The organism is Shewanella scandinavica, assembly GCF_031932065.1.
Taxonomy (GTDB): Bacteria; Pseudomonadota; Gammaproteobacteria; order Enterobacterales; family Shewanellaceae; genus Shewanella; species Shewanella baltica.
In genome coordinates, this window is the sequence record NZ_JAUOES010000001.1 from 220,149 (window position 1) to 242,640 (window position 22,492).

A 22,492-nucleotide genomic window follows, 5' to 3' on the forward strand; every position below is an offset into this window, starting at 1 on the left:
GCCAGCATCACGATAGAAATGCGTCGAGATCTTCTGGTAGTTGCGGACGACTAAAGAGATAACCTTGGGCTTGATCGCACTGATTCTGTTGCAGAAAATCGGCTTGTTCTTTGGTTTCCACTCCTTCGGCGATAATGTCGAGCTTCAACGCATGTCCAAGCGCAATCACAGCTTTAGCAATCGCGGTATTGTTAGTGTCGAAGGGAATATCCCGCACGAAGGATTGATCAATCTTCAGCTTATGGATGGGTAGTTTTTTCAAATAATTCAGCGATGAATAACCGGTGCCAAAGTCATCGACCGATAATTCTATGCCCAGATCGCCAAGTAACTTTAAGTCACGGATAGCAAGATCGGGATTTTGCATCATCACACTTTCGGTCACTTCAAGCTCTAAGTGTTTGGCGGGTAAGCCAGTTTCAGCTAAGACACGTTTTACATCATCCACAAAGGAGCTGCGCTGTAACTGTTGTCCGGCCACGTTCACCGCAATGCGGCCAAAATGTTTACCTTCACTAAGCCAACGCATGCCCTGACGACAAGCGGTTTCTAGCACCCATAAACCTATCTCATGGATAAGACCAATTTTTTCTGCCACGGGTATAAATACCGCGGGAGAAATCAAACCCAGTTGAGGATCGTGCCAACGCAGCAGCGCTTCAAATCCCACGGTTTTTCGAGACACTAAGTCGAGTTTTGGCTGGTACATCAAGTACAAGGCATTTTGCTCAATCGCGCCATAGAGGGCACTTTGCAGCTTAAGATGTTCAAAAGACTGTTGCGTTAAGGACTCAGTATAAAAAGCATAATTATTGCGGCCATCATTTTTAGCGCGATACATGGCCGCATCGGCGTTACGCAGTAAAGTGTCCGCATCGGTTCCATCATTTGGATACAAAGACACGCCCATGCTCGCAGTCAAACGCAGGTGGTCGCCCGTACTCACAATAAAAGGTTGTTCAAACACTTGGCGCAATTGATTAATGGCAACCGTGGCATCTTCGTTATTATCGATCCCCGAAATTAACGCCACAAACTCATCGCCACCAATCCGCGATAACACATCCTGATCGCCTACTTGGCTGCGTAAACGCTTGGCAAGCTCGACCAGCATTTCATCACCTATGCTATGGCCAAAACTGTCGTTGATATGCTTAAACAAATCGACATCTATCATCACTGTCGCTAACTGCAAATTCAGCCGCTTAGCTTGCCGCACTTCCTGTTTGAGCTGCATCATAAACTTCATGCGATTAGGCAAATGCGTTAGCGGGTCGAAATACGCTAAGTGCGTGAGTTGCGCTTCATTCTCTTTTTGGGCAGAAATATCGGCAAACACAGCGACAAAATAACGCACATCACCGACTTCATCATAAATCGTACTTATGGTGATATTTTGCGGGAAAATAGTGCCGTTTTTACGCCGATTCCAAATCTCACCGTTCCACTTACCGTTAGCTAACAGGGCATTCCACAGTTTGTCGAAGAATGCTTTATCATGGCGACCCGAGCTAAAAATCCGTGGATTCTGACCTAGCAGCTCTTCCCTCACATAACCTGTGATCTCAAAAAATGCGCCATTTACGTCGGTGATATTGCCGTGTCTGTCGGTCACAACCACGCCTTCGACCGAGTTTTTAAATACATTGGTCGCCAGTGTCAGTTGTTCTTCAACCGCTTTATGCTTGGAAATATTGCGAGTCATACCGATAACGCCCACAAACTCACCTTGGGTATTTAAGGTTGGGAGTTTGAGCGTTTCTAACCAAAGATGATTTTTAGCTTCATTGCCGTCTAAACACTCAGCGACAATAATTGGCATACCAGACTCGATAGCGAGCCTATCCCCCTCTAGAAAAATATTCGCAATTTCAGCACCAAAGAGTTCGACATCGGATTTACCGACAATCTCACTGCGGGGCATTTCCCATGCTTTCTCGACGCTGCGATTACAGAGTGTATAAATGCCAGCGGCATTTTTCATCCAAATATGTTCTTCAAAACTATCAATAAATGTTTGTAAATCGACCGTATCGACACACCTTGGCGTACCTCGGCTTAATGCTTCAGCCGCACTGTGTTGGCTCAATATCTCGCCTAACTGGCGTTGAATGCTATCGCTGATAAGCTTTGCCAGCTGCAGCGTTTTCGAATCTACGCCGAGCGCCTCGTTGTGATAAAAACATAAAAAGCCAAAATCTGCCCCAGATGGCCAAGCGAGGGATAAACAAATCACGCTGCCGATTGCGCTACAAGTGCGCCAATCTGAGTGCTGCCGAGTATCTATGATCAATTGGGACTGACTGACCAGCTCAGTTAACTCTGACACAGATAATAACGAGGTGATTTGATGGTGGCCTAATCGCGGCAATAGCGAAATCGGCTCAGTTGGGCTGACCAACTGTTCTTGGGCTAATTGGGTATCAACGGAAGTTTCAACAGCATCTGAAGGACTGGAAGTGAATTCTGATGTCGTCGCTTTTGATGGAGTGGCTGTTGATGGAGCAGCTTTGGGCTGTGTAGCGGTTGATGACGTAGTAGCTGATAATGTTGCGATAGGCAGGGTTTTCGCCGAGTGATTGCCGCTTAAATGACAGAGTAGTGCCTGGATTTCACTGTCAGCCGCAGAATCTGAACTTAACATACTGCTAAGTTCACCCGCAGCATTCCATGCTATTAATATCGCTTTACTGTTCGATATCTCGGCAACCAAGTTTAAATCTTTCAACCAGTTATCAAGATCTTGCTGCGAAATAGGTACATCTATCATCATCTTGCCAACTAATACTTAGTTACTGCTCAATCGACCCACGGCAAAAAACACCATAGACCCCAAACGCATGCTCAAATTAGCCCCAAAGGGAAAGCGTTAATCAAGCGGTAAAACATCATAAAATTTTACTTTTAACATCAATTCACTACATCTCAATTGGCGCCAATCTTAGCTATTAAACCGTCCCCATCATAGCCACCTTTTAAGGCTGGAGAGGTCAAACCATCAAGGTTAAATAGATTTTCCGAGACCACTCAAATTGCCGTAGCACAGTAAAGCGCCGCTGACATTACCTTTGCTACTTTAGCACAAAATTTTCGAGTCAGTATTAGGATAAGTTTATTGCGTAACAATTAGTTAGACTTAACCGATTAAGCCTGTTCGCAATGCCACAGCGCTTTGTTAGCTGCAGATAACTATCCCTAAAGACATAAATCAGCAATAACGGAGTTTTGATTGACAAAAATGCTATCTTATTGTCTACAATGGAAATAATAAGGCTGTAAAAACAAGGATATTTATGCCCACTGACGTCGTATCAAGCCAAGCCACCCTACTCGACAGTAAACAACTGTATCGCATTTGCGAACTCGACCAATTAAGTACAGATTGCCAGTCCACAGCCGAGCTCACTCCACTTGATGATATTGTCGGCCAAGAACGTGCCCAGCAAGCGGTAGAGTTTGCGATGGGGATTAAAGAAAAGGGTTATAACATTTATGCCATCGGCCAGAACGGCCTTGGCAAACGCACTATGATGCTGCGTTATTTAAGTCGTCACGAGCCAAGCGATCATACGCTGTACGACTGGTGTTACGTGGTTAATTTCGATGATACCCGTTGCCCTAAAGTGCTCAAACTGAGCGCGGGGACTGGGCTTGAATTCAAAAAAGCCGTCGAAAAGTTAATGCTAAAACTTGTCAAAGCTTTACCTTTAGCCTTTGATAATGAAATGTATTATGCCCGCACAGAAAAGCTCAAAAGCCAGCTATCACAGAAACAAGAAGTCGCACTCACAGAATTAACCGAAGAAGCAAAACAAAAAGGCATCAGCCTCAGTTTGACCATGCAGGGCGACTATCAAATGGTCGCGCTCAATGGAGAATACCCCCATGACGAAGCCTCATTCGACGCCTTGACCGATACTGAGCGCAGTCAATTTGAAAGCAATATCAACGGTCTAGAAGTGAAACTGCGCGGTATTATTCGCCAAATCACAGAATGGGAAGAAGAATTTAGCGACAAGCAGCAAGAGCATGACGAGCAAGTCGCCAAAGAAGTATTAATCCATTTTATTAAACCACTCAAAGATAAGTTCAAGCATCAGCCAGAAGCGCGCACTTTCTTAACCGGTATGCAGGTGGATATCTTAGATAATCTGGATATTTTCTTAGAAGAAAGTGAAGAACAATTAGGCCTAGCCTATGCTTCCTTAGAAAAGAAAATGCCCCGCCGCTATCAAGTTAACGTTTTGGTCGGCCAAGGCACTCAAAAATTCCCCATAGTCGTTGAAGAAAGCCCGAGTTATCACAGCCTATTTGGCTATGTGGAAAACGCCACATTTAGAGGCACAGTGTTCACCGACTTCTCACTTATCCGTCCCGGCAGCCTGCACAAGGCGAATGGCGGTGTATTATTGATGGATGCCGTTAAAGTATTAGAGCGCCCTTACGTGTGGGACGGACTAAAGCGCGCCCTGCGTTCACGCAAACTGGATTTAAGCTCACTCGAACGGGAAGTGTCTCTATCGGGTACGATTTCCTTGGCACCTGAGCCTATCCCCTTAGATGTGAAAATCATTCTGTTTGGCGATCATGAAACTTATCAGCTGTTACAGCACTATGATCCTGATTTTAGTGAGTTGTTCCGCGTTACCGCCGATTTTGAAGATGTAATGGACAGAACCGCAACCTCAGAGGCGCACTATGCCCGCTTTATCTCGAGCATAGTCCACGACAACAACATGCTGCACTGCGATCGCGCCGCCATAGCACGCATCATAGAATACAGCTCGCGGGAGGCCGAAGATCAGCAAAAACTGTCGCTACACTCGGCCAATATTGCCAACCTGCTGCGGGAATCAAACTACTGCGCGAAATCGGCAGGCAGTCTGCACATTTTAGTACCGCATGTTGAACAAGCACTGCGAAATCAAGAGCAAAGGGTATCACGTCTGCACGACAACATAATGCAGAGCTTTACCAACGGCACCACCTTGATCAGCACTCAAGGCAAAGTGGTTGGGCAAATCAATGCCTTATCCGTCATCTCGACCTCAGATCATCAGTTTGGTATGCCTAATCGCATCACAGCAACCACTGCCTTCGGTAAGGGTGAAGTGATGGATATCGAACACAGAGTCAAACTAGGGGGGCGAATTCACTCTAAGGGCGTGTTGATCTTAACCGCTTATTTAGCCTCGGTTTTAGGTAAAACAGCGCAGATCCCACTCACCACTTACCTCACCTTTGAGCAATCATACAGCGGTGTGGACGGTGACAGCGCTTCTATGGCCGAATGTTGCGCCATTATCTCGGCGATTAGCGAGCAAGCAATTAGGCAAGATATTGCCATCACAGGTTCGATGAACCAGTTTGGTGAGGCCCAACCCATTGGCGGCGTGAATGAGAAAATCGAAGGCTTCTTCGATGTTTGCAAAATCAAAGGCCGTACGTCAGCGCAAGGGGTGATTATTCCGGCGTCGAACATGGCTAACCTGATGCTACGTAAAGACATTGTCGATGCCGTGGCGCAAGGTGAGTTCCATATTTGGGCCATTACCCATGTAACGCAAGCCATGGAGTTACTGCTTGGTAAAACCGCGGGCAGTTTGTCGCAAACGGCCGCACCTAGCCAAGGGCAATATTCTCCCGAGAGCATTTTCGGCATCGCCCAGCAAAAACTCACTGCACTCAGATCCTTAGTTAAAGCGGACTAAGCTAAAGGATGTGGGATAGGCAAACAAAAAGGGTTAGCTAATGCTAACCCTTTATTTATTAAGCTATTAAGTGAAATTACACTAAGCTTGCTAGCATTTCATCGCTGTAAGGCACGAGTTCAACGCCATCACGCACGCGAGCAACATAATCAGGGTTAGCAATGAATGGACGACCGATAGCAATCAAGTCGAACTTATTCGCTGCAATCGCTTCACAGGCAGTTTCAGCGCTGTAGCTTCCAACTCCCACTAAGGTTTTGCCATAGTGTGCGCGCACATAGCTTGAAGCTCTGCCGCCAAGATAGTCAAATTCCATACTGTCATCGAAAATCCCAATATGCACAAAGGCGATATCGCGCGCCTCTAGTTCTGGCAAGAAATAATCAAATACTTCGCGGTCACGGCTATCGGCCGCCATATTGAAATAAGCCCCAGGTGAAATCCGTAGACCAGTTCTGTCTTTGCCGATACGAGCCACAACAGCGTCGACAACTTCAAGCACAAAGCGGGACATATTGGCAGGCGTGCCACCGTATTCATCGGTGCGGCGATTGCTGTCATGATGTAAGAAGGTATCAATTAAATAACCATTTGCACCGTGGATTTCAACACCATCAAAACCAGCTTCAATGGCATTTTCCGCCGCTTTAGCGTAGTCACGCACTAGGCCTTGAATATCCTCGAGTGTGGCGGGTTTTGGCGTAACATAAGTTAGCTCACGCATTCTTGGCACGCTGCCTTCAATCTTCTGGGCTGATGCCGCAAGCACATCGCCACCACCAAAAAAGTGTGGATGAGCAACTCGGCCCGTATGCCATAACTGCACAAAAATCTTACCGCCCTTGGCATGTACCGCATCGGTCACTTTACGCCAGCCAGCAATTTGCGCTTGAGTAAAAATGCCAGGAGTATTTGGATAACCTTGTGCATCGGGACGAATAATGGTCGCCTCAGTAATGATCAAACCCGCTTCGGCGCGGCGTGCATAATAGACAACCATATCATCGGTTGGCACTAAGTCGGCATCGGCCATACAACGGGTCAAAGGTGCCATTAAGAAACGATTGTTTAAGGTAATAGTGTCATTAAGCGAGTAGGTTTCGAACAGATTTGCCAAGGAATTTGGCGTGGTTTGTGTGGTCATTTTCTCAATCCCATTCTTGAATATGCATTCAAGATATTATTATTTGAATGATCATTCAAGTTAATTTTTGAATGTTCGTTCAAAATTAGGTAGAATTCGGCCTAAGCGTTTCTATACAAGTGAATTAAATTCGATGCGTAATGCAGAGTTCGACCGAGAACAGGTACTTCGTGGCGCTATGGCCGCCTTCATGCACAAGGGTTACACCAAAACAAGCATGCAAGATCTAACTCAAGCCACGGGATTACATCCGGGGTCGATTTACTGCGCTTTTACCAATAAACGCGGATTACTAATCGCGGCCATTGAGCAATATCAACTCGACAGAAATACGCAGTTCAACAGCCTGTTCGTTAATAGCGAAAATGTACTAACGAACTTAAAAACTTATTTAGATCATATTGTTGCAGAATGCCTAAGTTGTGATAGCGCCCAAGCTTGTTTATTGACGAAGGCATTAAATGAAGTGGCTGAGCAAGATGTTGAGATTAGAGATATCATCAATCAGTATCTGCAATCTTGGCAGCAAGCGCTAACGCAGCAGTTTACCAGCGCAGCCGAGCAAGGACTGCTAGAAGGTCATCGCAGCGACGAGCAAAGAGCCCAATATTTTATGATGGGAATTTATGGTTTAAGAACCTTCGCTCACACCCATCCAAATGCCGAAACCCTTCAACATCTTGCCGAACGATTGCTGACTGAGGTCTGCCATTAAAGGCATTTTAATCTGTTCTATAACAAATATCTGGGCGACTAAAATCGACAGAGTGTAGATAGTCTTTAGACAATATAGTGTTTAGCGAGATGCCGCTGTATTGGTGGTAATTGCTCAGATATTGTTGAATGTCGAGTTATTGAGAGTCGAATTATTGGGTGTGATGCTATGGAAGGTGGTGTTATTCAAGTCGATATAAGCGTCACTATCTCCTTAAATTCAGGCCGATAAAGCGCAGTAAATACGTTCTGTACATTATAAAAAAGATTAAAAGAAGTATTGCAAAGAAAGTCGGGACGCTAATTCAACAAGGCGATTATGCGTCCCAAGGATGACTATTTTTTGACATGTTAATCTATTGAAATGCTAACCTTTTGAAATTCTAACCTTTGAAATTATAAACTAATTTCAACCTATGTTAGCCTGAGCAAATACCCGTTCGCCCAATGAGTTCAGTATCTTACATTCACCTTCAAGTACGGCAATGATCGATTTTCCCTTACGAAAACTTGCCGGTATCATCACACGCCCAGCTTCACTCACAGGCAAATTAGCTAGCACAGAATTGTGCATAATTAACCCTACGGGCGCGTCATAATATAAAACAGTAACAGTCGCTTGATTTGCTTGCATCACATTTAACTCACATTAAGCAGCGTCTGCTGCGTTATATTTACGTCGCAAGAGAGCTCCTTGTCCTCTACATCTTAAAATATCCCCAAAGATATTTTAACCATTTTTAAATCAACTAATTAAGGTCTTATTCAAATTTTATATTTTTATTATGGCGTACAATACTGTATCAAACTGTGCACCTTGAGCTATTTAAGCACTTCAGCAAAAAGATGCCAATCTATTTCTATTGTGTTAATCAATTACCCACTACAGTTCACAAGTACAACACATAGCAAGATGCGTTTTTATGCATTTTTTAGAGTAAATAACCTAAATTTGATTATCTAATATTTACTTAGCCTTAAATCCCACTCTAAATCCGCCCCAATGTTTGCCATTCACAAAAATGGGCACAGACAAGTCATGCATCACTTCGCCCGTATCCCGTTTGTAGGTTTGCAGTAATACAGGTTCTGTATGGGCGCCGCAGCGGATCCCCGTCGGATCATTAAACAAGCGTTTGGTTCGATTATGCACCATATCGACTTCGACCTTGCCCGTCAGCGCTTGGCTAAAGCGTTTATTATGGGTCGGGAAATAACCTTTTTTATCAACGGCTCCCGCATAAATGATTTCGCTGTGTTTTGCCAGAATGGGTTCTTGAATCGTTGGAAAATGCTGATCGGTATAACGATCGAAAGCTGTGCTGTATTTCTGCGGCTGAGTATTAGCAATCGGTTGATATTTAGGATTAAACAAATCTGCCTCGCTAAAACTGCCGCTAGCTAAACCTTGTGCCAACTTGTCACCGCACGCTTTAGCGGCCACATTGGCCAATTGCAAAACCTGCTGATCGAAGGTTTGTGTATCCCATTTAGACAGCGCTTTAAAAATGCCCTCGGTGGTCAAGGATAGAGTAAAGGCCTGCTCAGATACGCTATGACTCTGTTTACCCGTCGAATTTAACGAATCACGGATTTGAGTCACAGAGCGGCTAATGTCGTTAGTGGTGTTGTTATATTGCTTGAGCGAATCTTCCATATCACCTAACGCATGGGCCGATTGAGTCACAGAGGCCGAAATCTCAGTGAAATGCGCGTCTAACTCGCCCATAGCCGCGACCACATCGGCGGTTTGCGTTACGACCCTTTCCATCAGCCCAGAGGTTTTATCGGTTTCGCTGCGGATTTCTAATAGCATCTTGCCGATATCTTGGGTCGCACCTGCGGTTTTACCCGCAAGGCTGCGAACTTCGTCTGCGACAACCGCAAAACCTCGGCCCTGCTCTCCCGCACGAGCCGCTTCGATGGCCGCATTTAACGCCAACAGATTCGTTTGTTCGGCAACGGAGTTAATCACTTCGGTGATTTTTTGGATTTCTTCGGCTCGCGACTTAAGCGCCTGTACTTGCTCGGCGGCGGTATCAATATCCGTACTCAGTGAGCGAATAGCCGCCACACCTTTTTGGGCTTGGCTACGCCCCTGCACGCTAACGCGCTCAGCCTCTTGTGCCTGGCCTAAAATATCGGCGGCATTATCGCCAAGTTGGGCCGTGGTATGACTCAATTGCCCCGCGGCAACGGCAATAGCGCTGGCATGCTCGCCATTTGATTCAATGGATTTATTCAGTAAATCAATAAAATGCGACACTTCTGCCGAACCGATAGCAATTTTACTGGTTTGCACACTGATATCATGGGCGGGAAGGCTTTGATCTTTTAATGCCTTAGTATTTGCCTCATCGGTGTCGAGCTTGGCCTTAGTTGCGCGCAAACACACCCACACCACTAAGCCAGAGGTGATTGCGCCCAAGATCAGCGCCTGCACAATGCTCGGAAGATGCAGCCCAGCAAGCAATAAACTCCCCAGAGTGACCAGCGTGAAACTGATAAAAATTAAAACTTTGTGCTGTATTTCCATATACTTCCCGTAACTGCGCAAGGTAAAAATGAAAGGGAAATGCTAAGAGTCGAATCATTAGCCCTCGTTCTGCAGCTATAAATTACAGCTGACTAAGAAGGGCTAACTATGATAGCGCTCAAGATTTATAGTTTTAGTCTATTTCTCTGAATAAGCTAGATAATTTATCTCGCTAGATAAACAAAGTAGCAGTCAACTATCATCAACAGTCTCACGTGTGTATGGCATTAGACATTAGTATTAATTTCGCGTGATTTAGTCTTAGTCCATTCTCAAGATAACCTCGCATGAAAAAGCCAACTTTGCCCTGAAATGCGTGCCCCGTCGCCTTCTAGGTAATAAATCCCACATGGACGACTGCACTTATGCCAAGAAAACTGCTAATATCGGCGCAATTTTTTTGAGCTAACGAGATCAAGATGGGCAGAGCATATCAAAACAAGAAAGAATCCATGGCGAAAACAGCCGGTCAAAAAACCCGCATTTATTCACGCTACGGTAAAGAGATTTACGTTGTCGCTAAACAAGGCGGCGTTGAGCCCGATGGAAACTTATCACTGCGTCGCTTGATTGAACGCGCTAAGAAAGACCAAGTGCCTGCGCATGTTATTGAACGCGCAATTGAAAAAGCCAAAGGCGGCGGTGGTGAAGATTACGATACCGCCCGTTACGAAGGTTTTGGTCCTGGCAACTGCATGGTCATTGTTGACTGCCTAACCGATAACGTAAAACGTACCTTCACCGAAGTGCGTCAAGCCTTCGTGAAAAACGATGCCAAACTCGGCGGTCCAGGTACAGTTGGCCACATGTTTGATCATCAAGCCGTGTTCGTGTTTGCCGGTGATGACGAAGATGCGATTTTAGAACTACTGATGATGGCTGACGTTGATGTGAGCGATGTTGAGCTGGAAGATGGCTTAATCACAGTATACGCGCCGCACACTGAGTACTTTAAAGTCAAAACTGCACTGACCGAAGCGATGCCAGAGGTTAACTTCGAATTCGACAACATCACCTTCGTACCGCAGGACATGACTAAGGTTGAAGGTGAAGATGTGGCTATGTTTGAAAAGTTTATCGCCGCTTTAGAAGATTGTGACGACGTACAAAACGTCTATCACAATGCGGAAATTGAAGACTAAACACTGCTTTCGCCTGAAATAAAACGCAGCCCTAGGCTGCGTTTTTTGTTTATAGGTCAACATATTAAGCGTTAATGAAACAACCGTGAAATCCTAACGGCAATACCCTGTTCATATGAGCCGAAGCAATGGGTCCCGCACTGATGTCACTGGCACGAAACAAAGACAAGCCAGATTGTGCATTGTGGTAATCGAGCCAAGTCATCAACAAATAGGCTTCATGCTGCTCAGTGGCGGGGATATAGAGCGGCTCTTCGGCAATCTTGCCTTTGCCAAGATAAAACGCACTATAACTCGCGTCTCCAAGTGTATTAGCACCGTGCTTGCTGCTGTCTTTTGCATTATGAATACAATACAGAGTATTACTCAGTCCTGACTCAGATTCGGCTTCATATTTAAAGGTAGAATTAGAACCAGAATTAGCAGCAGAATCTGATCTTGCTCCGACGCCAAATAACGGGACAAACTCTGATGCCTCACCCATTTTCTCTGTAAGATTTTCAGCATTGCTCGTTTGCTGTGCAGACTCTTTGTTACTCATAGTGTGCTGCGCAAACTGGGGAAACTCCATTATCACGCCGCTGCGGTTAATACGTGCAGAGCGAGATAACGTCCCCGCAAACTGCGTTTTGCTAGCTGCTGTAAGTGGTGCTGTGAGCGGTACTGTGATCGTCACTAACTCGGCATGGGGTGTTTTTGTTTTTCGGGCGCCCGTCAGTAACCCTTTCATCCCTTGAGTTAAAATCGCCGAATTGGGATAGAGGCAAAGTTGCACTGACAGTTCGTCATTCTTCTCAATGGCTTGACCAAAGTGAAACACAAATCCAGCAGGCAGCGGGTGTAACTGGCGCGCTTTAAAGTCAGCTTTGTCGATAACCAGTAATTGCGATGGCAATTCGGGTCGCCATTTAAAAGCATCGATATAAGTTTCGCCCTCTTCATACACGCAAGATGAAATATAAAACACTAGCTTATTATCACTCTGCGCAAAGGCATGTAAATAACTCGCCTGTGGTAATTCAATCACTTCCATTCTGGCAATGCTGTCATCGGCTGCCACTTGATACACAAATAATAGCTTCTCGCCGCCGACATACCAGACGCCAAAATTCCACAATCCACCTTGTCCATCATCGAGTGGATGGGCGGAAAAGGGTAAACCCTTAAACTTGTCGCCAAAGCTTTTAACGCCGAGCGTGGTTAAGGTCTGCGCATCGAGTCGATAGGGTGAACCCGCTTCCCATAACGCGAGCAACTCGCCGTGGCGCGGCAATAAACTGGTATTGGCCACATTCAAGTCATCGTTATTTCGAATGGGTAAAGCATTGGGGATCACTGTGCCTGCGGTGGTGTACTTAAATGCGCCAGCGGCTTCTTCCACTTTAAACTTCTTTGTTTGGATAAACTTAGCCTGATGCTGAATTTGCCCATTAGCCACACTAAACTGCTGCACCATGCCATCGCCATCGAACCAATGTTGATATGACTTACCTGCCCGAGACATTTTCGCTGGCCCATTACGATATAGATTGCCGCTCAATTGCGCTGGCCACTCGCCCGAAACCTGCATAGTGAGTGGCTGATAGTCGCCTTCCGCCCCGTTAAAACCTATGGCCCATGGCTCACGGGCGACCGCTTGTGCGTTATCCAGCGCCAGTAATTTATCCACTGAACTCGCCCAAACAGCGGTCGTCATTAGGGCGGCTGAGCCTGCTAGAAATTGACGTCTATCCATGGTGCAGCCCTCCCTTAGCGAATATGTATCGTGATTTGCGCATCGGCCTGCAAACTAAAGCTGGAGTCTTTAAAGCTCGCAGGTCCAAAACTGCCGGCGTTATTGCTAAAACCATAGCCTTCACTCGGCACTCCTAACATATTGGTATCTAAGCTGTGGTTGCCGTTTTCATCATGAAAGACCTTGACCGCATATTGACCATCGGCGAGATCGCTAAATACCAGCCTATGCTCTGTCTTAGTGACGGGCTTTATCATAGAAGCGCTAGGATTGTGGCCTGCGGCGTAATCCTCGGCATTGGCATAAAGCTCAACCATTAAGGCGCCGGTTTGTACTTGAATATTATCGATATCCACAGTCAGGGTATGTGTCTGGCTGCCTGTGGACATGGTGCCTGCCGATACACTTCCTGCCGACAAGAGCAAGCAAGCTAAGCCTGCGCCCCAAATCGCTGATAACGTCCTTTTGGTCATATTGGCTCGGCGAATCTGAGTTGTTGTCATCGTTAAGTTCACGTGTTTCATGTCTTACTCCTGTTATTTGCGCTGATAAGTAACTGCGATGGAGTTAGCTTAAAAAATCACAGGACTAAAAACAGGTGCCAAAAGTCATGAAACAAGAATTTAACAAGATGACTTTTGGCATAGTGACATCTGACGCTGATACCTTAGAATGGTCGGCAGAATTGGATTAAGGAATCGTCATTCGTGCTAGAAAATCGATTAGCAAAAGAAGAGAGCATGTTAATTGCCGCAGGAGTGCTCACTTGGGCATTAGTGGCTTGGGTTGGGATAAATCAAGCCGCATTACTTACATGGCAAGGCATGCTCAATGCCGCGCTTTATGGGCTGTATTTAGTGCAATTTATACTGATAGCTACCGATAAAGTTGCGCATAACAATATTCTGTTTCGCCGCCTTGCCACAATAGCAATGCCGTTGATTGTGTTGAGCTTATTACTCACGGCAAACCATGCATTGCTGCCGATCCTCTTCGTTATTTGGGCGTCACTATTGCCTGAGTTCTTTAATCGCCGCCAAGCCATTTCGCAGTTACTGTTAGCCAACCTTGTTTATTACGCGCTGCTGCAATGGCATGTGCATGAACAAAGCAATGTATTCAATATTTTGATCTATCTTGGCTTTCAATTCTTTGCCTACAGCAGCAGCCAAGCAAGGCTTTCCGAGCGTAAATCACGTTTGATACAAGAACAGCTAAACCAACAGCTTATCGCCACTCGCGCCCTACTTAGCCAAGCCAGCGAACAGCAAGAAAGATTGCGGATTTCCCGTGATTTGCACGACATTCTCGGCCACCAGCTCACAGCACTCTCTCTGCAATTAGAAGTACTGAGCCATAAAGCGCCCGAAGAACTCAAACCTCAAGTTAACCAAAGTAAATCCTTAGCCAAAGAGCTACTTGAAAGTATTCGCGCCGTCGTCAGGGCGCAAAGAGTGCAAGTGGGATTGGATTTAGTCCCACCTTTAGAGGCGCTGATGACCCGCTTACCCAGCGTCACTCTTACCTGCAAGACGATGAAACCACTGCAATCAGCCGAACTGACTCAAGCCCTGCTGTTAGTCCTGCAAGAAGGCATCAGCAACGCCGTGCGCCACGGCAAGGCGAATCAACTGCAACTGAGCATGGAAGACTCCCACTGCGCACTGGTATTGCAACTGAGCGACAACGGCGTGGGGCTAACACGGGTAGCCACGCGAAACGCATCAGCTAAAAGCGGTACAGGACTTTATGGCACAGGGCTTAGCGGCATGCAGGAAAGACTACAGCCCTTTAATGGCAAGGTGCAGCTAAGGGCGAATGACTCGGCGCCCGGCTGCCAACTCACCCTCACCCTCCCAGCACTCGCTTAACTTTTTATTGAAAACTCTTTGGAATCGCTATGGATACGCAAAACAACATCATCAGTGTCGGCTTAGTAGAAGATCAACAATTGGTTCGCCAAGGCATCGCTAGCCTGCTCGCCATTTCCGACAACATTCGCGTGGTGTGGCAGGCCGAAGACGGCCAAAATGCACTCAGCCAACTCGCCAATAATCCTGTCGATGTGCTGCTCAGTGATATTCGCATGCCAAATCTTGATGGCATCGCCATGCTCAAACAGATACGTCAAAGTGCCAATCGCTTACCTGTCATCATGTTAACCACCTTCGACGACAGTGAGTTATTCCTCAATAGTTTGCAGGCGGGAGCCAACGGCTTTTTACTCAAGGACGTGTCACTCGATAAGTTACTGCACGCCATCGAAACCGTCGCCAAAGGCGGCTACTTGATTGAGCCTTCGGTACTCAAACAGATGAGTGAGCCTAAACCTGCACCTAGCGTTGGGGTAACTAGAAATGAATTATTGTCGGAACGGGAGCGGGAAATTCTCAGTTTTATGGCGGGCGGCTTCTCCAACAAAGAAATCGCCAATGCGGTATTTTTAGCGGAGGGCACAGTAAAGAATCATGTCTCTAACTTACTCACTAAACTCGATTGCCGAGACCGCACCCAAGCTGTACTCAAGGGCTTACAACTGGCGTTGATTTAACCCATTAGCATTCTGGAAAAAATCATAGCCAACAAAAAGGGCCAGTTAAGGCCCTTTTTGTGCTCACCTAAGGCGGTGAGTAATGATTAAAACCTAACGAAGCTCCATCTCTTGGATAATTTCATGGGCAATGGCTGGCGTTGTGCAGCTCGGGGTTTCATGTAAATCTGCTTTTAATTGACCTTTACGGTGCTTAAGTGCTGCATCTAATTTTTTCGATGCGGCCTTGATAGCTGGGTACATCACCTCATCGGTACCCGAAGCGGAAATGCGGCTGCCTTCATAATTGGTTCGAATTTCAACCTGATACTCGCCATGCTCTTTCGCAATAATGATATCCAGTGCGATCAGAGAGGGAAAATGAGTGGCGATCTTAGCAAATTTCTCGTTAACATCTTCTCTAATAGAATCAGTAACATCGACGTGGTGACCAGAAATATTTATTTTCATAGGTTGTCCCTTTTAATGTCATTACTTTTATTTTTGCTTCACTAATAGAGCTTGGGGCATGCAGGATAAAACACAAGGGGAATTGGCAAATATTTCGATCAACTCAGGTATTAGCATCTCCTAAATGTGACCGCCATCAAGAAGTTGAAAATAAAACCGCCAGAAAAATGCGATTAAGTGATTGATTTATAAACAGGCGTTGATAGTAAATCAATCACAAAATTCAATGCGACCTAAAGTAAATACACTTAATATTTACGTTGCACACTCTGCTGCCAAAACTGTTGTGACAGATGATGCGTCTTAGTCGATAGACGCGACACTTGGTCGCCCCGCGCCGCCGCATCGAGCGTCTGCTCTAAACTCTGCTGAGCCAAATCGCTGATCACATGAATAGCACGACTGATTTCAGCGGCCACTGAGGTCTGCTGGGTCATAGCGGCGGCATTATCATCACTTAAGGAGTTAATCCTTGATATAGATGAAAGCAACTCGCCAAAAGCAACACTGGCTTCCTGCGCTAAGCCGACCGAACGTTTAACCTGCTCTTGTCCCGCCATCATAGTCGAAGTCGCCCTTTGAGTACTTTCCCTAAAGCGGCTAACAATTAATTCGATTTGCGAGGTGGATTGGCTAGTACGACTCGATAATTGTCTGACTTCATCGGCCACCACGGCAAAACCGCGGCCACTGTCCCCTGCCCGCGCCGCTTCAATTGCCGCATTTAAAGCTAACAGATTAGTTTGATCGGCAATGGCACGTATCACCTCAAGCACTTGGTGAATTGCACGGCTATCTTCTTCAATCGTTTGAACCACATCGGAAAAGTGGCTCACTTGCACACTCAACTGATGTATCGCCTCTATCACTGTTTCTAAACGTGAATGCCCTCGTTGCGCCGCCTCATGGCTCGACACCATTTCAGAGGCAGTACGATGAATGTTGCCCGTCACTTCGGCAAAACTGGCGCTCATCTGCTCCATCGCCGTCGCAGCCTGCGTCGTTTGTTCGCTCTGACTATCGGCATGTTCCCAAGTGTTGGTAATGGTTTGTTTAAGGCTCACACTCTGAGATTGAATTTCACTGGCTGAATCCGCCATACGGCCGACAACGCCACCGATTTCGGTGATCAAAAAGCGCAGGGCGAGATCCAATTTTCCAATCTCATCCTGGCGGCCGGTGTACACACCCGTCGCCACAGGATCATCAATAATGTTGGTCGCCATCGACACGAGCTTTTGCAGCGGCTGCATCAGGTAATACCATGCTAGGCACGCTACCGTCATCCCCGCAATCGCGGCAACAATGGGAGAATAACTGGCAATCATTGCCGTAGTCATAATCGACATCAGCATCGCCAGCAGTATCTTGCCACTGAAACCTAACCTGTCTTTGCGCAATACCTTAGGTTGCTTACCCTGATTAATATCGCTGTAAATACTCTCGGCGGCTTTGATCTGCTCTGGAGTGGCTTGGCGGCGAACAGATTGATATTCGTGAATTTTACCGTCTTCATACACAGGGGCGACATAGGCATTTACCCAGTAATAACCGCCATTTTTAGTGCGATTTTTAACGATACCCATCCAAGGTTTACCCTGCTTAATTCGCTCCCAAAGGATCTTAAACGCTGCCGCTGGCATATCTTGATGACGCACTATGTTATGGGGGTTCCCTTGCAACTCAGCGGCGCTAAACTCGCTGATCTGCGAAAAAGTCTGATTCACATATTTAATGTTTCCCTTCAAATCCGTCGTGGATAGTAGAATCGCATTATCTGACAGGTGTGTTTCACCATTCTTAGAATTTTTATGCATAGGGTTATCAGGCTAGGTCTCGGTAAAAAAGATAACGAGCATTCTGCCAAAACCTCAGTACATCAAAATTGATAAAGCTCACATTGGCAGCATAAAAATTAACCTAACGCTAAACAAGCAGTAACCACTAGACACACCTAAGCAAATAAAAACAAACAATTGTGACAAAGCCAGCAAGTCAGAAAATCCATATCTTGTTTCGCTCACAGTTTTAAGCCTTGCCTCCGTATCGGTTAAATATTTGTAACCCTCCCGCTCAGGGGAATAAAAAAACCACCTTAAGTTCGCACTTAAGGTGGTTTTAAATTCACAGCGAATCCATGGTGAGTTAACCGCGGCTCGCTGCGTTAGCCTAATTAACTTGAGTCACAGTTAAGGTTGGCGATTTAGGATCGGGACCTGTCACAGTAAAGCGATAAGTTGCATCCACTGGCGCATTAAAATGCATATTTGCCCCCTTTGAAGCCAAGACTTTTAACCCATCAAGCGTCACAGCCTCATCCCCCACCACAGCACCAAAATCGACACTAGACCAATCTGATGAAGCAATTTTGAACTCGTTATCACCTGCGATTAACGCGATATCGACACTGTAAACCGAAGCGCCTTGATAGGCTAACGTGTCCACTGTGCCCCAGCCATTCATGCCGCCACGAATGTAAACCGTGTTCGCACCAAACATCGCCGTTTTATACACGCTGAGTTTAGGTTCATTACGATTTGACGCATCAAACACAAAGCTGTAAGTATCATCGCTGTCGAAGGTGATGCTCATATTGCCGCCTTTGACCGCCAGCAATTTCTCTTGATTGAGCACGACGACACCATCGGCCTCACCGGTACCATAATCTACGGTAGACCAATCACTGGACGCGAGTTTAAAGCCCTTAGTACCAGCCGTGATGGCGAGATCAACGCGATATATCCCACCGCCCATATACTTGACTTCGTTATCAGTCCCCCAACCATTCATATCACCACGCAGATACACTGGCGTTCCTACAAATGGCTCTTCGTTATAAACGCTTAATACGGGATGGTCCTTATCCGATGCATCAAGGGAGAACACATAGGTTGCCGTTATCCCCGCGGAAAAATGCAGATTTCCGCCCTTCGCTGCTAGCGCTTCGGCCACGCCTTCATCAACTTGCGCGACATCAGCACTTATGGCACCAAAATCAACGGTATTCCAGTCTGCCGAGGCAATTTTGAAATCATAGTCACCGGCATTCAGTTTGATGGCAATACGGTATTCGCTAGCGCCGACGTAGGCGAATTTATCGACCTCACCCCAACCATTCATGCCGCCACGGACAAATACATCGGTACTGCCATAGGGCACAACTTCGGGCGCACCAACGGTGGCATTTGCCGAGAGACCCACGCCCTGCGCACCGCTTTGTTTTTTTACAAATACAGCCGTGCTGTAGGCAGGAACCGTAAATGTGCCTTCATCCACACCTTCACTAAAACTTGCACCGCGGATTTTGGCATCAACCGAGTTTGCTTGTACTTCGTGTAAGCTAAAGCCTGCAGCAGTCGGCACTGTGTGAGACAGCTCCGTTGCGCTGCCGTTGATCATCACGACGATGGCATCGACTGCCGGGTCGAGATCGCTAAGACCAACGCCGTCGTCCAGACTCATGACGATGACACCCTGTTGCTGACGCTTACCGACGTTATGGAATCCCACACGATCAATAATGGTCTGCTCATCGGTCAGGCGGAATAATGGGCTCTGATGGCGTATACGTAAAAACTCGTTAAATACCCCCGAGGCCAATTCGATATCCGACATGGAAGCCGCCGCATTTGGGTTAGCAGAAATACCCGCAATCTGTGTCCATTTGCTGCTGTTATCCTGCGCGAGTGGTAAACCTACATTCCAGTTATTGGTGTTATAGGTAAAGTCGACATAGTTAAACCAGTCCCCCGAGTCATAGCTGTTTCTGTCCATCGATTTTGAGCGCAATAAATCACCGCCCATTTGCAGGAACGGCACCCCTTGGCTCAAGAGTGGAATACTGGCGGCCATGTTTTGGACTCGCACACGATTTTCAATACTCAAACCAATGGCATGTTTATATTGCAGGATATCCCACAGGGTTTCGTTATCGTGCTTAGAAACATAGTTAATACTGTCGGCAGGATCGAGAGCGTAAGCACTCGGTTGTGAGTTCCAGCTAAAGCTACTGCCCTTAGCCGAATTGCCATTAAAGTCTTTTAGTACATAGTTTTGTAAGTTACCCGCCAATGATAAGCGTAAGGTATCTTGATCCCGCAGGTAGTCATCCTTTGACTCAGTCGCAAACAATGCGCCACCACGCACCGCCTCGCGTATTCTGTCATTAAAGGTGCCCACTTCGGAGCCTGCCATATTGGCTTGGGTTGCCTGTTCGAATAAACGATTATCGGCAACTTCACCAAAGTTCCATCCTTCACCGTAGAAGTAAGTGTCTGGATCGACGGCCTGAACAGCGGTTCTCGCATCGAGAATACCTTGCTTAGGCATGTGCCCCATCACATCAAAACGGAAGCCGTCATAGCCATATTCTTTGGCAAGCAAAACTAAAGAATCAGTGACGAGTTTGCCCATCATTCGATGTTCAGTGGCGGTATTTTCACAACAGGTTGACTGTTCCATCGCGCCAGATACAGGGTCATATCTGTGGTAATAACCAGGAACGACCTTATCAAGCACAGCGTTAGCATTCACGCCAGAAGCGCTCGTGTGGTTATACACAACATCCAATACGACTCTGAGGCCAATATTATGCAAGGCTTGGTTCATTTCCCGCAGTTCAAGCACTCGCGCCGTACCATCAGCCACTGTGGCATAACTGCCTTCAGGTGCAAAAAAATGCTGCGGATCGTAACCCCAGTTAAAGCCATCTAAACCACGCATAGCATCCACTAATGCCTGCGCATCACTTGAGCCGGGTAAGCTATTCGCCAGAATACTCTCTATCGTTGCTGACTTGTTTTGGGTTTTACAAGCATCGGCCGCATCATTGATTTTGCTGCATAACTTGGCCAATGTGTCGGTCATTTCGATGCGTTCACTGGCATTTTCATTGACTGTTGCCATATCGGTGGCGGGCAACACATGGAAATGAGTTAAGCCATTATCAACCAGCTTTTTAAGATGTTCGACTGGCGCAGAGCCTTGCTCGGTAAAGGCCAAATATTTACCACGATGGGCGGCACTTGTACTCTGATCTCGAATACTAAAGTCTCGAATATGCCCCTCGTAGATCACCGCATCTTCTGGGTGCGCAATAGCGGCAACGGTTTGGTTATCCCAGCCATCTGGTTTAAGATCCGCATCGTCCAAATTAATAAACTGGCTAAAACGGCCGTTACTCGACACATTTAAAGAATAAGGGTCAGTGCTTTCTAACGACTCCAGTTTTTTGGTCGTTGGATGGTACACACTGAGCGCATAACGATAATAGAGACGATTAAGGCTAGCATCACCGCGATAGGACCAGATACCAGTGAGACTATCTAAGGTCATGTTCTCAGTGCTTTTCAGTGTTTTATTGGCATCGTAGACTTTCAATTTTACATCTTGGGCAGTTGGTGCCCACACTGAAGCAATAATGTTCGCCCCATCGTAAACCACACCGAGCGCAGCTTCATCGGCATCTTGGTCACCCTGGGTGTAAAGATCATCAAGCACCTTGGCCGCTTGCACATAAGTTGCGCCAACAGGTTTGTTATCGGCATCGTAAGCGACTAATACTAATTGATCTTTTGCAATGTCTTTGGCTTCATCCGCAGTAAAATTAGCAGTATAAGCAGGCCAATCTGCCAGCACTGGCGATAACGCTTTTTGTGCATCACTTAAGGTCGCTGGCGTTAAGGTCACTTGGGTGCCACTGATCACATTATTATCATCGGCGGCGATATCGGCCTTAGCTGAATAATGCAATTTCACACTTGTCACCCCCTGCGGATCTTGGTTCCACACAAAGGTATTGCGATCTAACCAGTGGGCACTCATACCTGAAATAGAGAAACCTGTCTCAAGGATCGGATACTCATACACATCCGACTCGCCGTGGATGGTGAAATTGACGCGTACATAGGTCGCATCGTCCTGCACCAGGGACATGGTTAAGTTGTTTTTACCTAAGGCTTTACCCGCATCATCCGTACCGGCATGCACAATAAAGTTGCCGCAGGCACCATAACCTTCCTTCAGATTAAGGATCCAATAGGCGCCATAATTAGGGTCAATACCATCGAAGGAATGGCCGTTGCTCCAGTCGCTGGTATCAAAAGGAGCGGCATAGGCATCACACTTTTCATCGTTCCAAGTATGTAATTTGTACTTAGGATATTCAGCGTTACTCGCAGTATTGTTTTTATCTTTAATGCGATTGTAGTAAAGCACTGCTTGATTGGCTTGCGGGAATACGCTTGGCGCGGGTAATGAGGGATCTAAGCCGTTTATACAACTCTCGTTTTTAGGATCAGGGAATTTAGGCGCCTTACAACTGATAGGCGTTGGTGCAACGCAGTTTGTGCCCGTGGCATCGGGCACCATAGGCACATCGCAGGTTAATAGCACTTTACCTGGTTCAGATGAATCGCTACCGCCACAGGCCGAGAGTAAGCTCATACTCAGGGCTAAGGCCGACAGTTTAATAAGATTAGAGATACTCAACATGAGTGGTTTCTCCCAAT

General features: G+C 46.5%; 14 protein-coding genes. 5 read left to right on the forward strand and 9 right to left on the reverse strand.

Annotated features, from left to right (window positions below; genetic code table 11):
* Window positions 1–7 precede the first annotated feature (7 nt).
* Window positions 8–2,773, reverse strand: a complete 2,766-nt coding sequence (locus Q4Q50_RS00910) for an EAL domain-containing protein (RefSeq protein WP_311897933.1) — start codon at window positions 2,771–2,773, stop codon at window positions 8–10.
* 520 nt (window positions 2,774–3,293) lie between these two features.
* Between Q4Q50_RS00910 and Q4Q50_RS00915 the strand changes: the two genes are divergently transcribed.
* The gene (locus Q4Q50_RS00915) at window positions 3,294–5,711 is read left to right on the forward strand and encodes a Lon protease family protein (protein WP_311897934.1); all 2,418 of its coding nucleotides are present in this window, start codon (window positions 3,294–3,296) and stop codon (window positions 5,709–5,711) included.
* Between the two features lie 76 nt (window positions 5,712–5,787).
* Here the strand turns inward: Q4Q50_RS00915 and Q4Q50_RS00920 are convergent, their stop codons facing one another.
* Entirely contained in the window at window positions 5,788–6,855 is a 1,068-nt protein-coding gene (locus Q4Q50_RS00920; RefSeq protein ID WP_311897936.1) for an alkene reductase, read from the reverse strand.
* A gap of 133 nt (window positions 6,856–6,988) precedes the next feature.
* On the opposite strand from Q4Q50_RS00920, the gene Q4Q50_RS00925 reads away from it, so the two are divergent.
* Entirely contained in the window at window positions 6,989–7,570 is a 582-nt protein-coding gene (locus Q4Q50_RS00925; protein ID WP_311897937.1) for a TetR/AcrR family transcriptional regulator, read from the forward strand.
* 408 nt (window positions 7,571–7,978) lie between these two features.
* On the opposite strand, the gene Q4Q50_RS00930 is transcribed toward Q4Q50_RS00925, so the two are convergent.
* Window positions 7,979–8,203 (reverse strand): TIGR02922 family protein, encoded by a 225-nt coding sequence (locus Q4Q50_RS00930; protein ID WP_006080825.1) that lies wholly within the window; start codon window positions 8,201–8,203, stop codon window positions 7,979–7,981.
* Between the two features lie 333 nt (window positions 8,204–8,536).
* Complete coding sequence (locus Q4Q50_RS00935; RefSeq protein WP_311897938.1) at window positions 8,537–10,105, reverse strand: methyl-accepting chemotaxis protein; 1,569 nt, start codon at window positions 10,103–10,105, stop codon at window positions 8,537–8,539.
* 419 nt (window positions 10,106–10,524) lie between these two features.
* Between Q4Q50_RS00935 and Q4Q50_RS00940 the strand changes: the two genes are divergently transcribed.
* Window positions 10,525–11,247: a YebC/PmpR family DNA-binding transcriptional regulator gene (locus Q4Q50_RS00940; protein WP_006085103.1), complete on the forward strand. Its 723-nt coding sequence runs from the start codon at window positions 10,525–10,527 to the stop codon at window positions 11,245–11,247.
* A gap of 64 nt (window positions 11,248–11,311) precedes the next feature.
* Here the strand turns inward: Q4Q50_RS00940 and Q4Q50_RS00945 are convergent, their stop codons facing one another.
* Window positions 11,312–12,982 carry a carotenoid oxygenase family protein gene (locus Q4Q50_RS00945; RefSeq protein ID WP_311897939.1) on the reverse strand — a complete coding sequence of 557 codons (1,671 nt, stop codon included), beginning with the start codon at window positions 12,980–12,982 and terminating at the stop codon, window positions 11,312–11,314.
* Between the two features lie 14 nt (window positions 12,983–12,996).
* On the reverse strand, window positions 12,997–13,506 hold the full coding sequence (locus Q4Q50_RS00950; RefSeq protein ID WP_311897940.1) for a DUF2141 domain-containing protein: 510 nt from the start codon (window positions 13,504–13,506) through the stop codon (window positions 12,997–12,999).
* Between the two features lie 183 nt (window positions 13,507–13,689).
* Between Q4Q50_RS00950 and Q4Q50_RS00955 the strand changes: the two genes are divergently transcribed.
* Together Q4Q50_RS00955 and Q4Q50_RS00960 are read left to right on the forward strand one after the other, a co-directional pair.
* Window positions 13,690–14,853 carry a sensor histidine kinase gene (locus Q4Q50_RS00955; protein ID WP_311897941.1) on the forward strand — a complete coding sequence of 388 codons (1,164 nt, stop codon included), beginning with the start codon at window positions 13,690–13,692 and terminating at the stop codon, window positions 14,851–14,853.
* 29 nt (window positions 14,854–14,882) lie between these two features.
* The gene (locus tag Q4Q50_RS00960; protein WP_311897942.1) at window positions 14,883–15,533 is read left to right on the forward strand and encodes a response regulator transcription factor; all 651 of its coding nucleotides are present in this window, start codon (window positions 14,883–14,885) and stop codon (window positions 15,531–15,533) included.
* Window positions 15,534–15,626: 93 nt separating this feature from the next.
* Here Q4Q50_RS00960 and hpf read toward each other — a convergent pair whose 3' ends face one another.
* From hpf to Q4Q50_RS00975, 3 genes are all read right to left on the reverse strand, one after another.
* Complete coding sequence (hpf, locus tag Q4Q50_RS00965; RefSeq protein ID WP_006080817.1) at window positions 15,627–15,983, reverse strand: ribosome hibernation-promoting factor, HPF/YfiA family; 357 nt, start codon at window positions 15,981–15,983, stop codon at window positions 15,627–15,629.
* Between the two features lie 248 nt (window positions 15,984–16,231).
* Window positions 16,232–17,800, reverse strand: a complete 1,569-nt coding sequence (locus Q4Q50_RS00970) for a methyl-accepting chemotaxis protein (RefSeq protein WP_311897943.1) — start codon at window positions 17,798–17,800, stop codon at window positions 16,232–16,234.
* A 352-nt stretch (window positions 17,801–18,152) separates the two neighbouring features.
* A complete protein-coding gene (locus tag Q4Q50_RS00975) occupies window positions 18,153–22,475 on the reverse strand; it encodes an alpha-1,6-glucosidase domain-containing protein (protein WP_311897944.1) in 4,323 nt (1,440 codons plus the stop codon).
* Window positions 22,476–22,492: the final 17 nt, after the last annotated feature.

What these genes read in the sequence shown, in the direction of transcription:
- Q4Q50_RS00910 (WP_311897933.1), bottom strand. Translation starts at nt 2,773, where the DNA reads ATGATGATAGATGTACCTATTTCGCAGCAAGATCTTGATAACTGGTTG.
- Q4Q50_RS00915 (WP_311897934.1), top strand. Translation starts at nt 3,294, where the DNA reads ATGCCCACTGACGTCGTATCAAGCCAAGCCACCCTACTCGACAGTAAA.
- Q4Q50_RS00920 (WP_311897936.1), bottom strand. Translation starts at nt 6,855, where the DNA reads ATGACCACACAAACCACGCCAAATTCCTTGGCAAATCTGTTCGAAACC.
- Q4Q50_RS00925 (WP_311897937.1), top strand. Translation starts at nt 6,989, where the DNA reads ATGCGTAATGCAGAGTTCGACCGAGAACAGGTACTTCGTGGCGCTATG.
- Q4Q50_RS00930 (WP_006080825.1), bottom strand. Translation starts at nt 8,203, where the DNA reads ATGCAAGCAAATCAAGCGACTGTTACTGTTTTATATTATGACGCGCCC.
- Q4Q50_RS00935 (WP_311897938.1), bottom strand. Translation starts at nt 10,105, where the DNA reads ATGGAAATACAGCACAAAGTTTTAATTTTTATCAGTTTCACGCTGGTC.
- Q4Q50_RS00940 (WP_006085103.1), top strand. Translation starts at nt 10,525, where the DNA reads ATGGGCAGAGCATATCAAAACAAGAAAGAATCCATGGCGAAAACAGCC.
- Q4Q50_RS00945 (WP_311897939.1), bottom strand. Translation starts at nt 12,982, where the DNA reads ATGGATAGACGTCAATTTCTAGCAGGCTCAGCCGCCCTAATGACGACC.
- Q4Q50_RS00950 (WP_311897940.1), bottom strand. Translation starts at nt 13,506, where the DNA reads ATGAAACACGTGAACTTAACGATGACAACAACTCAGATTCGCCGAGCC.
- Q4Q50_RS00960 (WP_311897942.1), top strand. Translation starts at nt 14,883, where the DNA reads ATGGATACGCAAAACAACATCATCAGTGTCGGCTTAGTAGAAGATCAA.
- hpf (WP_006080817.1), bottom strand. Translation starts at nt 15,983, where the DNA reads ATGAAAATAAATATTTCTGGTCACCACGTCGATGTTACTGATTCTATT.
- Q4Q50_RS00970 (WP_311897943.1), bottom strand. Translation starts at nt 17,800, where the DNA reads ATGCATAAAAATTCTAAGAATGGTGAAACACACCTGTCAGATAATGCG.
- Q4Q50_RS00975 (WP_311897944.1), bottom strand. Translation starts at nt 22,475, where the DNA reads ATGTTGAGTATCTCTAATCTTATTAAACTGTCGGCCTTAGCCCTGAGT.